The organism is Neglectibacter sp. CSJ-5, from assembly GCF_032490475.1.
Classification (GTDB): domain Bacteria; phylum Bacillota; class Clostridia; order Oscillospirales; family Acutalibacteraceae; genus Hominenteromicrobium; species Hominenteromicrobium mulieris.
On record NZ_JAVYJC010000010.1, the window covers coordinates 56695 to 67979 of the forward strand.

An 11285-nucleotide genomic window follows, 5' to 3' on the forward strand; every position below is an offset into this window, starting at 1 on the left:
TTACCGTAAAGGGAGTTTTTGCTTTGCTGGCGCAGTTGGCCTTGGAGAATACCACATATCGGTTTGATAAGCCGTTTACGTATAGTGTGCCGCAGGCATTGGAAACGGCGGTACGTCCGGGCGTACGCGTTACTGTGCCGTTCGGTGCAGGCAACCGCACGCGCGTCGCCATGGTGCTCTCTACATCGTATGAAAGCGGCGCAGGGCAAAAGCTGAAAGCCATCGCGTCTGTTTTGGACAAAGAGCCGCTTTTGGATGACGAAATGCTGGCGCTCATCCCATGGATGAAAAGCCGCTGCTTCTGCACACTGTACGATGCCGTAAAGGTCATGATTCCCGCCGGCATCGGCTATAAGCTCGTAAACCGCTATCGCATGAATGCCGCGTTCAAAAACTATGACCGCGAAGCGTTCACGGATACCGCGTGGCAGATTATCGTGGCGCTGACGGCGGCGAAAAACGGACTTACCGGCGCAGAACTCACCGAAAGGCTCGGCATAGACGAAAAAAGCAGCGATCTGCTTTCGCTGCTCGAAAACGGCACGGTCATACGTGAAAACGCGGCGTCCCGCAATGCGGCGGATGCCACTACGCGCATGGTCTGTGCCGTGCCGGATTTTTCCGGCAAGCTGACTCCGAAGCAGCAAAGCGCGTTCGATACGCTGTGCGCCATCGGCGCCGTGACTGTGCGCGAGCTGAGCTACTATACCGGCGTGAGTGCGGGTATCATCCGCACGCTTGCCGATAAGGGCGCAGCGGAGATTTTTGAAGTCGAGCGCTTCCGACGCCCAAAGCAGGAAATGGCAGACATCAGGCTGCCGCAGACACTTTCGGCAGAGCAGATGAATGTGGCAAATGACATTCTGCGCGAATGCGATGCGGCAGAACCGATGGTCGGTCTGCTCTACGGTGTGACGGGCTCCGGTAAAACTGCCGTGTTCCTGCATGTCATTCGCCATGTGCTTACTGTTGGCAAGGGCGTCATCGTCACGGTGCCGGAGATTTCTCTTACCCCGCAGACGTTTGCCGTGTTTACGGCGGCGTTCGGCGATACCGTTGCGGTTTTCCACAGCGGGCTTTCCGTTGGCGAGCGCATGGATGAGTGGAAGCGCGTGCGCACCGGTAGGGCGAAAATTGTCGTCGGCACGCGTTCTGCCGTGTTCGCGCCTGTGCAGAATCTCGGGCTCATCGTCATGGACGAGGAGCAGGAGAGTACGTATAAATCGGAGAGCACGCCGCGCTACCACGCACGGGACATCGCGAAGTTTCGCGTGAATTATAACCGCGCTTACTGCCTTTTATGCTCTGCTACGCCGTCTGTTGAGTCCTACTACATGGCGCAAAGCGGCAAGTACCGCTACCACGCGCTGCACCACCGCTACGGCGATGCCGTTGTGCCCACGGTGCAGCTTGTCGATATGAACAACGAAGATCTCTACCGCGGCAAGCCGATGATCAGCATGGCGCTGGCGCGTGCAGTCTCCGAAAATATCCGCGCGGGCAGGCAGTCCATTTTGCTGCTCAACCGCCGCGGCTACCACACGTATGCCGTGTGCAAGGACTGCAAAACGGTCGCCGCGTGCCCGAACTGCTCCATTTCCATGACATACCACGCGGCGAATAACCGCCTGATGTGCCACTACTGCGGCCACTCCGAACCGGCTTACGTGCGCTGTAAGGCGTGCGGCGGTGAGCTGACCTTTTCCGGCGGCGGCACGCAGAAGGCGGAGGATCAGCTGCGGGAGGCTTTCCCGGAGGCGCGCATCCTGCGCGTGGATACCGATACCACCGCGAACAAATACGCACTTGAAAAGAAGCTCAACGCGTTTGCAAACGGCGAGTATGACATCATGATCGGTACGCAGATGGTTGCAAAGGGGCTCGATTTTGAAAACGTCACGCTTGTCGGCGTGCTTTCGGCGGATCAATCCTTATACAGCGACGATTACCGCAGCAACGAGCGCACATTCGACTTGCTCACGCAGGTCGTGGGGCGTGCGGGGCGCGGGCGCTACCGCGGCACGGCGCTCATTCAAACGCATGTGCCGGAAAACCCATACCTGCACCTTGCCGCCGCGCAGGATTATGAAAGCTTTTTTGAAACGGAAATTCGGTTCAGAAGAGCCATGCTGTACCCGCCGTTTGCGGATCTTTTGCAAATCGGCTTTGTGGGCGAAAAGGAAGACACCGTGCGTGCGGCAGCGGAGCATTTCTCCGCGCTGCTTGCAGAGATGTTCCGCCGGGACTATCCAAACTTGCCGCTGCGTTTATTACGCGCCTCTGCGGCATCCGTGTCACGTATGGGCGGCAAATACCGATATAAGATTATCATGAAATACAAGAATTCCAAGGCGTTTCGGGATGCCATCGCGTCTCTTTTGGGCGCGTTTTCAAGCGATAAGCGTTTTTTGAGCGTCACCGCGTATGCAGACCCGAACCCCGATGCGATTTTGTAAAAGAAATTGAAATTCACAGGAAAGGAGTGCCGCAAATGGCGCTTAGAAATATTGTGAAAAAGGGCGACGACGTGCTGACCAAAATGTGCCGCCCGGTCGAAAAATTCGACGAGAAGCTTTGTACGCTGCTTGACGATATGTACGAGACGATGGAGGACGCAAACGGCGTCGGCCTTGCTGCACCGCAGGTCGGTCTGCTGCGCCGCATCGTCGTTATCGATGTCGGCGAGGGCCGCATTGAGCTTATCAACCCGGAGATCATTAAGACTTCCGGCGAGCAGGACGGCGCAGAGGGCTGCCTCTCGTTCCCGGGTGAGTTCGGCATGGTCAAGCGCCCGATGAGCGTCACCGTCCGCGCACAGGACAGAAACGGCAAAACGTTTGAAATCAGCGGCACAGAGCTGCTGGCCCGCGCGTTCTGCCATGAAATTGACCACCTGAACGGCGTATGCTTTGTCACGCGCGCCAGCCGCATGCTGGAGCCGGACGAGTTGGAAAGCTAAGACAGAATTTAGAGAAAAAGGAGGAATTTCCATGCGCATCGTATTCATGGGCACACCGGATTTTGCCGTGCCGAGCCTCAACGCGCTTCTGGAGCGCGGCCATGAGATTTTGGCGGTCTATACCCAGCCGGATAAGCCGAAGGGCAGGGGGCACAAGCTGCTGCCGCCGCCCGTAAAAGAAACGGCAATGGCACACAACATTGAAGTGCGTCAGCCGACGACATTTAAAAATAATGAAGACGAAATAGCGTATTTGAAGGCGCTTGCGCCGGAGCTCATCGTTGTTGCGGCGTATGGAAAGATTCTGCCGCCGCGTGTGCTGAACATCCCGCCGCGCGGGTGCATCAACGTGCACGGCTCTTTGTTGCCAAAGTACCGCGGCGCCGCGCCGATCCAGTGGGCGGTGCTGAACGGCGATAAAATCACCGGTGTGACCATCATGCAGATGGCAGATGGCATAGACACCGGCGACATGCTGGCGAAAGCGGAAACGCCTATTGGTGAAGACGAGACTGCAGGCGAGCTTTTCGACCGCTTGATGGTGCTCGGTGCTGAGCTGCTCGTCGATACCATTGATAAGCTCGACACTATCACCCCGCAGCCGCAGAACGATGCGGAAGCAATCCACGCGCCGATGATCCGTAAGGAGATGGGCGCAATCGATTGGACACAGCCCGCCGAGCGCGTTCACGACCTTGTGCGCGGTTTGAACCCGTGGCCGTCCGCGTTTTTCACGATAGAGGGCAAGCGCATGAAGCTGCACAGGACGAAAGTCGTTATCGGCAAAGGCGAACCGGGAGAAATTGCGGTGATCGGCGGCGAAATGGCCGTTTGCTGCGGCGAAAATGCCGTGCAGCTCATTGAAATTCAGCCGGAAAACGGCAAGCGTATGCGCGGCAGCGATTATCTGCGCGGTCACGCGATAGAAGCAAAGGCGAAGGTTCAGTAATATGGCGACTTCTTCCCGAAAAACGGCACTTACGGCGCTTTCCGAGGTGACGGAAAACGAGGGCTACTCGAACATCGTCATCGATAAAGCCATTCGCGCGGCGGAGCTTTCTCCGCGCGACGCGGCGCTGGCCTCCACCATTTTCTATGGCGTTTTGGAAAAGCGTCTGACGCTCGATTTTTATATTCGCAAGTTCCTTGCAAAACCGAAGCAGAAGCTGGACGGCACGGTGCTCAACATCTTGCGTATCGCCGTGTACCAAATGATGTACCTTGACCGTGTGCCGGATTCCGCCGCCGTGAACGAGGCCGTTTTGTGCGCGGCAGAATATCGGCGCGGGCAGTATAAAAACTTCGTGAACGGTGTGCTGCGCAGCTTTGCGCGCGGCTGGCATGAGGTAATCATTCCCGAAGATGACCTCAGCGTTCGCTATAACATTCCGCAGCCGATCATCGAGAGCTTTAAAAAGGATTACGGCGGGACCGTTTGCATAGATTTGTTAAAGGCTATGTCCGAGCGGGCGGAAACGTATATCCGCATAAATCCGCTAAAGACCACGGCGGACGATTTGATACAATCGCTGCCGGAAAACACCGCGGAGAAAGCGGTGCTCCAAAACGCCCTTTGCGTGCACGGCACGGGCGATGTTACCGGTTTGCCGGGCTTTGCGGAAGGCAAATTCCATGTGCAGGATCTTTCTTCGCAGCTTTTGTGTGCGTTTGTTTCACCGCAACCCGGAGAGCGGCTTGCGGATGTCTGTGCAGCGCCGGGCGGCAAGAGCTTCACGCTTGCGGAATATATGGAAAACACAGGCGTGCTCGATGCGTTCGATTTATACAAAGGTCGCGTGAACCTCATCAAAAAAGGCGCGGAGAGATTAGGCTTGAGCATCATTCACGCCGCCGTGCGCGATGCCGCGACCGGTGTGTGTGAAAAGCAGTACGACCGCGTGCTGTGCGATGTGCCGTGCTCCGGACTCGGGGTTATTCGACGCAAGCCGGAAATCCGCTACAAAAAGCAGGAGAGCTTTAAAGAGTTGCCTGCATTGCAGCTCAAAATTTTGGAGCATTCCGCACAGCTTGTACGTCCGGGCGGTATACTGTTTTATTCCACGTGCACGTTGCGCAATGCGGAAAACGGCGCGGTGGTGACCGAATTTTTAAAGTGCCACTCGGAGTTTGAACCGTATGATCTGCCCGAAACGGAGGGCATCTCCCACACGGTGAACGAACCGAAATTCATGCGCACCATGATGCCCATGGACCACGGCGGAGACGGCTTTTTCGCCGCCGCCATGCGCAGAAAAGCGGAAACAAGGAAGGAGACGAAGCGTTGACCGATATAAAATCCATGCTGCTTTCGGAGCTGCAGGAGGACTTTGCCTTGCGCGGCTTGCAAAAATTCCGCGCAGCGCAGGTATACCGCTGGCTGCATCAGCGCGGCGCGACCTCGTTTGACGAGATGACGGACCTTTCCAAAGACCTGCGCGTTGCTTTAAAAGAAAGCTTTGAAATACGAAATACGGAGATCGCCATTCGGCGCGTTTCCAAAATAGACGGCACCAAAAAGTATCTTTTCCGCTTGAACGACGGTGAGATGATTGAATCCGTCCTCATGAAATATAAACACGGCTACTCCATCTGCATTTCCACACAGGTAGGCTGCAAAATGGGGTGTACATTCTGCGCCACGGGCAAAAGCGGCTTTTCGCGCGATCTTTTGCCGAGCGAGATGATTTCGGAAATCCAAACGGCGCAGAAGGACATCGGCGAGCGCATCTCGAATGTCGTTTTGATGGGCATGGGCGAGCCGCTCGACAATTATAAGAATGTTTTAAGATTTTTGGAGCTTGTTTCGTCAGAAAACGGGCTTAATATAGGTATGCGGCATATTTCGCTTTCAACTTGCGGGCTTGTCGAAAAAATTTACGACCTTGCCGACCGCAAATTGCAGCTGACGCTTTCCGTTTCGCTGCATGCGCCGAACGACGAGATCAGAAGCCGCACCATGCCGGTCAACCGCAAGTGGAACGTGGAGCAGCTCTTAAAAGCCTGCCGCTATTATTCCGACGTAACGGGCCGTCGCATCTCCTTTGAATACGCTATGATCAGCGGTGTGAACGACAGCGATGCCTGCGCAAACGAGCTTGCATCCCGCCTGCGTGGCATCATCGCCCACGTGAACCTCATTCCGGTAAATGACGTCACCGGCACGGGCTACCGCAAAAGCGGGGAGGAGAGACTCAGAAAATTCACGGCGATCCTCGAAAAACGGGGCATCACCGCTACCGTCCGGCGCACGCTCGGATCGGATATAGAAGCGTCCTGCGGACAGCTCCGCCGACGCAATGAACAGGGAGGTACAGTCTAATGTACGCGGTATGCAAAACGGATATCGGACAGGTGCGCAGTTCTAACCAGGACATCTGCCGCTGTGGCACTTTTTCGGACGGCAGCGCGTGGACCGTGGTTTGCGACGGTATGGGAGGCGTAAACGGCGGCAACATTGCAAGCAGTGTTGCCTGCGACGCCATCTGCAAAGCGATCACGGAAAACTACACGCCGGATATGGAAGAAGACGCAGTGCGCGACATGATGCTGCATGCAATCAATGACGCGAACGCGGCGGTGCTGCACCGCGCGCAGGAAGACCCGGCCTTAAACGGTATGGGCACCACGGTCGTCGTCAGCATTGCGGCGGGCGGCGTGCTGCACATTGCCCACGCAGGCGACAGCCGCTGCTACTTAAAGACGGCGCTTGGCGTAAAACAGGTTACGACCGACCATTCCTTTGTGCAGCAGCTTGTGGAAAGCGGTGCCATCACGGAGGACGAAGCGCGTGTGCACCCGCAGCGCAACCTCATCACGCGCGTTGTGGGCGTGCACCCCGAGGTGGAGTGCGATTACGGCTGCTACAAATTCGAGCCCGGCGATCTGGCGCTTTCCTGCACAGACGGCCTGAGCAATTACTTAGAGCGCGACACGCTGCTGCTTTTCATCAGCAACTATCAGGGCGAAGAGCTCGCCGATGAGCTGATCCGCTATGCAAACAGCAAGGGCGGCAGCGATAATGTGACCGTCGCGGTGATCGAGAACCGCTGAGAAAGGATGAAAAAGAATGGATAAATATATTGGTAAACGTTTAGACGGCCGCTATGAGATCCACGAGCTTCTCGGCGTAGGCGGCATGGCGTATGTGTACAAGGCGTATGACAACATTGAAAAGCGTTGGGTTGCCATTAAAATTTTAAAGGAAGAGCTTGCGGGCAACAGCGATTTTCTGCGTCGCTTCCGCAATGAATCGAAAGCCATTGCGGTGCTTTCGCACCCGAATATCGTCAAGGTCTATGATGTCAGCTTTGGTGACCGCATTCAGTACATCGTCATGGAGTATATCGATGGCATCACCTTGAAGCAGTATATTGAGCAGCAGGGCGAGATCAAATGGAGAGAGGCGCTGTACTTTACGGTGCAAATCCTCCGCGCTTTGCAGCACGCCCACGAAAAAGGCATCATTCACAGAGACATCAAGCCGCAGAACATCATGCTGCTCGAGGACGGCACCATTAAGGTGACGGATTTCGGCATCGCACGCTTCTCGCAGGCAGAAACGCAGACCATGACCGACAAGGCCATCGGCTCTGTGCATTATATCGCGCCGGAGCAGGCGCGCGGCGGTTATATCAACGATAAGGCCGATATTTATTCCGTGGGCGTCATGCTGTATGAAATGCTCACGGGTCAGCTGCCGTTCGTTGCGGATAACGCGGTTTCCGTCGCTATCATGCAGATGCAGGCAGAGCCCACACCGCCCTCGCGCATCAACCCGTCCATTCCGAAGGGCCTCGAAGAGATTACGATGCACGCCATGGAGAAAAACCCGGCGCAGCGCTTCCCCTCGGCAGCGGATATGCTGGAGGACGTGGAGCGCTTCCGCCGCAACCCGGAAATTGTGTTCCACTACGGCGAGCAGGTTGACCGCGCGTATGCGGGCACCTCTGCGGATATTTACGGCAACGTGCAGCAGAACGCAGCGCCGCAGAAGTATAACGACAACTACGAGTACGAAGAAGAATATGTGCGTTCACAAAATAGTAATCGTGCATCTAAAATTATTTTGGGAATTGTGGCTGCGGTTGTATTCGTGGCTGTTATTGTGGGCATTGGTTATCTTGTAAAAGGGAAAAGAGCAAATTCCGGTTCTGGATTTTTGAGCTTCTTACCGGGATTTTCAACGTCCAGCACGACCTCCGATGAGATTGTCCTGCCGAAGTTTGTCGGGATGATTTATGCTTCCGATATTGAGGGGAACAGCGAATATGCCGACCTCACGTTTGAAATTACCTACGGCAATGTGCCCAGCAAGCAGCCGGGCGAGGTGCTGCGCCAGACCCCGGCGGCCGGCATGACCGTAAAAAAGGGCAAGACCGTTTCGCTCACCGTCAACGGCGAGGCCGAGCAGGTCGTTGTGGAAGACGTGAAGGGCTATAAGCAGCAGGATGCGTATGACGCGCTGAAAGCACTGAACCTCTCCCCGAAGATTCAGGCAGTCGCCGATGACGACACCGCAGTCGGTTACGTCGTCAAGACCGACCCGGCGGCAGGCTCTACCGTTTCTACCGGCACTGCTGTCACAATTTACGTCAGCTCCGGCCCGTCTACGGAAAGCGCCGTGATCCCGAACATCGTCGGCTACCAGTACAGCGACGCGAAGGAGCAGTTGGAAGCCGCAGGCTTTGTGGTCACAGCAGAATACGACGACGAGAGCGACAAGGACGAAAATACCGTGCTTTCCGTTTCCCCGAACGAGGGCGAAAAGGCGAAGAAGGGCTCGGTTGTCACCGTAACGGTCAGCTCCGGCAAGGGCGCACAGAAAGATGTCTATTACGATATTCCGCTGCCCGGCGGCGTATCGGATGATCTTACGATGAAGATCTACGTGGACGGTACACTCATTGAGACGCGCACGGTGAACCCCTCGACTTCTCCGTACTCCAACATGACGTTCACGGGCAAAGGCCGCGCGAACCTCGTCATCACGCTGAACGACCAGCAGTATATCACGGCGGAGATTGATTACACCACGCAAAGCATCAACGTGACCTCGCAGCAGTCGTATGCAACGCCGGAGCCGGAACCGACCCCGACGCCGGACAACGGCGGCGACATGAGCGGGTCTGACGGCTCGGTCACGGCGCACGAAGATTAATATGGGCGAAATGAAAGAAGGGCTGGTCATCAAGGGCATCGGCGGGTTCTACTACGTGCAGTGCGGCGATGTGCTGCACGCCTGCCGCGCAAGAGGCAAGTTCCGTAAAGATAAAATTTCGCCGTATGCCGGCGACCGCGTCCGCATTGAAGTGGACGCGAACGATGAGGGTTACGTGCAGGAGATTTTGCCGCGCAAAAACTTTCTTGTGCGCCCGCCGCTTGCAAACCTCGATAAGCTGTTTGTCGTGTCTTCCGTCCGCGACCCACAGCCCAGCACCCTCATCATCGATAAAACCATCGCCGCGGCGGAGCTAAAGGGCATCGAGCCTGTGCTCGTGTTCACAAAGACCGACCTAAGCGATACGACGGAGCTGAAAGACATTTACGGCAGCATCGGCATTCGGTGCTACTTCGTCTCGGCGGCGGACGGCGTGGGCGTGGATGACCTGCGCCCGGAGCTTGCGGGCTGCATCTCCGCATTTACGGGTAACTCCGGCGTGGGCAAATCCACGCTTTTGAACCTGCTTGTGCCGGAGCTGGAGCTTGCAACGGGTGAGACCAGCAAAAAGCTCGGCCGCGGCCGCCACACTACGCGTCACGTGGAGCTGTACCCCGTGGAGGGCGGCTATGTGGCCGATACGCCCGGCTTTTCCACCATGGATATCGAGCGTTACGAGCTGTTCCGTAAGGAGGAGCTGCCGGAGGGATTCAGGGAGTTTGCGCCGTACCTCGGCGAATGCAAATTTACCTCCTGCTCGCACACCTGCGAAAAAGGCTGCGCGGTATTGAAGGCTGTGGAAGAGGGAAAAATTTCCCGCTCCCGCATAGACAGTTACATTGCAATGTATAACGAAGTGAAGGACATAAAGGAATGGCAGTTATCAAAGACAAAAAATGTATGATCATCGGCGCGGCTCCGCTGGCGTCCGGCGCCGTTTTTGAAGAATTCGATCCGAAAGAGCACTACGTCATCTGTGCGGATGCGGGCTACGACACCGCTGTGCAGTACGGCGTTCGCCCCGACCTTGTCATCGGCGATTTTGACTCCGCCGCAAAGCGCCCGCCGGAGACAATCCGCACCATTAAGCTCCCCGTTGAAAAGGACGTTACCGATATGATGGGCGCCGTCATGGTGGGGCAGAAGCTCGGCTATAAGACATTTGTGCTTATCGGCGGCCTCGGCGGCGACCGCTTCGACCACTCCATGGCGAATCTCGATGTGCTTTTGTATATCTCCAAGCACGGCGGCAGCGCGGTGCTGTGCACGGAAGACACCAAGGTGTTCGTTGTGCGCTGCGGACGCATTGTGCTGACAGAGCTGAAAGGCGCCACGGTCTCCGTGTTCCCGTTTGACGGCTCTTCCTGCAACCTGACGTATGAGGGCCTTCAGTATCCGCTGGAGAAAAAAGACCTCTCCGCGGGTTCGTCTTTAATGGGCGTGAGCAACTGCATTATCTCCGACCGCGCGGAAATTCGCGTGAACATCGGCTGTGCGCTTATCATTGTCTACACGCCGAAGGATATGCCGGCGGAACCGCCGCAAAGCGAGATTCAAAGCCGCCTGCCCGAAACGGAAGATGAAAAAGATACCGAAAAATAATCCGTAACCAAATGATGCACCTCCGTATATACTGGAATGACCCCGTAAGGGAGCTTCGGTAAACGGAGGTGCTTTTCTATGCGAATGCCGAAATGCTGCAATAACCCATGCTTTCGGGACCGAAAACTGCGCGCACTGTGCGCCGTTTCATTCGGGCTCGGCATGGTGCTTGCACAGATCTCCCCGGAGGGGCTCGTGCTGTTCATCGCCGCCGTGATTCTTGTCGCACTCGGCGTAGCGGTGCTGCGCACATTATGATCTCGGAAAGGAACGGTATTTTATGAAGGTCGTCATCGTCAACGGCAAAGGGTTCATCGGCTTCATGCTGCGGCATATGTTCGGCATCAGAAAGCTGCCGCAAGAGACATAACACAAAACTGCACATAACAAAAAGGCTCACTGCGGGGAACAGTGAGCCTTTTGCGTATTACGTTATGATTGAATTTAGGGCAATACCGCACAGAAAAGTAGGCGCGATACTGCCAGAAGTGATATAATAAGACCATGGATAAACAGATGACAATGTCTGCGCTTAGTGATGAGTTGGCGCAGGTACGGACAAAGAAG

General features: G+C 55.9%; 10 protein-coding genes. All 10 read left to right on the top strand.

Going from position 1 to position 11285, the window contains the following annotated elements; all coding sequences use genetic code 11:
• Window positions 1–23: 23 nt before the first annotated feature.
• Complete coding sequence (priA, locus tag R2K26_RS14525; protein ID WP_316523278.1) at window positions 24–2456, top strand: primosomal protein N'; 2433 nt, start codon at window positions 24–26, stop codon at window positions 2454–2456.
• Between the two features lie 35 nt (window positions 2457–2491).
• Window positions 2492–2959 carry a peptide deformylase gene (def, locus tag R2K26_RS14530; RefSeq protein WP_316523279.1) on the top strand — a complete coding sequence of 156 codons (468 nt, stop codon included), beginning with the start codon at window positions 2492–2494 and terminating at the stop codon, window positions 2957–2959.
• Between the two features lie 31 nt (window positions 2960–2990).
• On the top strand, window positions 2991–3908 hold the full coding sequence (fmt, locus tag R2K26_RS14535) for a methionyl-tRNA formyltransferase (RefSeq protein ID WP_316523280.1): 918 nt from the start codon (window positions 2991–2993) through the stop codon (window positions 3906–3908).
• 1 nt (window position 3909) lies between these two features.
• Window positions 3910–5244, top strand: coding sequence for a 16S rRNA (cytosine(967)-C(5))-methyltransferase RsmB (gene rsmB / locus R2K26_RS14540; protein ID WP_316523281.1), 1335 nt, complete (start codon window positions 3910–3912; stop codon window positions 5242–5244).
• 14 nt (window positions 5245–5258) lie between these two features.
• The gene (gene rlmN / locus R2K26_RS14545) at window positions 5259–6278 is read left to right on the top strand and encodes a 23S rRNA (adenine(2503)-C(2))-methyltransferase RlmN (RefSeq protein ID WP_176821396.1); all 1020 of its coding nucleotides are present in this window, start codon (window positions 5259–5261) and stop codon (window positions 6276–6278) included.
• On the top strand, window positions 6278–7009 hold the full coding sequence (locus R2K26_RS14550) for a Stp1/IreP family PP2C-type Ser/Thr phosphatase (RefSeq protein WP_316523282.1): 732 nt from the start codon (window positions 6278–6280) through the stop codon (window positions 7007–7009). The genes rlmN and R2K26_RS14550 overlap by 1 nt, the downstream gene beginning before the upstream one ends.
• Before the next feature lie 16 nt (window positions 7010–7025).
• Window positions 7026–9116, top strand: coding sequence for a Stk1 family PASTA domain-containing Ser/Thr kinase (gene pknB, locus R2K26_RS14555; RefSeq protein ID WP_316523283.1), 2091 nt, complete (start codon window positions 7026–7028; stop codon window positions 9114–9116).
• 1 nt (window position 9117) lies between these two features.
• The gene (gene rsgA / locus R2K26_RS14560) at window positions 9118–10020 is read left to right on the top strand and encodes a ribosome small subunit-dependent GTPase A (protein ID WP_316523284.1); all 903 of its coding nucleotides are present in this window, start codon (window positions 9118–9120) and stop codon (window positions 10018–10020) included.
• Window positions 9990–10718, top strand: coding sequence for a thiamine diphosphokinase (locus R2K26_RS14565; protein WP_316523285.1), 729 nt, complete (start codon window positions 9990–9992; stop codon window positions 10716–10718). Before rsgA ends, R2K26_RS14565 begins: the two co-directional genes overlap by 31 nt.
• Window positions 10719–10796: 78 nt before the next feature.
• A complete protein-coding gene (locus R2K26_RS14570) occupies window positions 10797–10976 on the top strand; it encodes a hypothetical protein (RefSeq protein ID WP_316523286.1) in 180 nt (59 codons plus the stop codon).
• The last annotated feature ends 309 nt before the right edge of the window (window positions 10977–11285 follow it).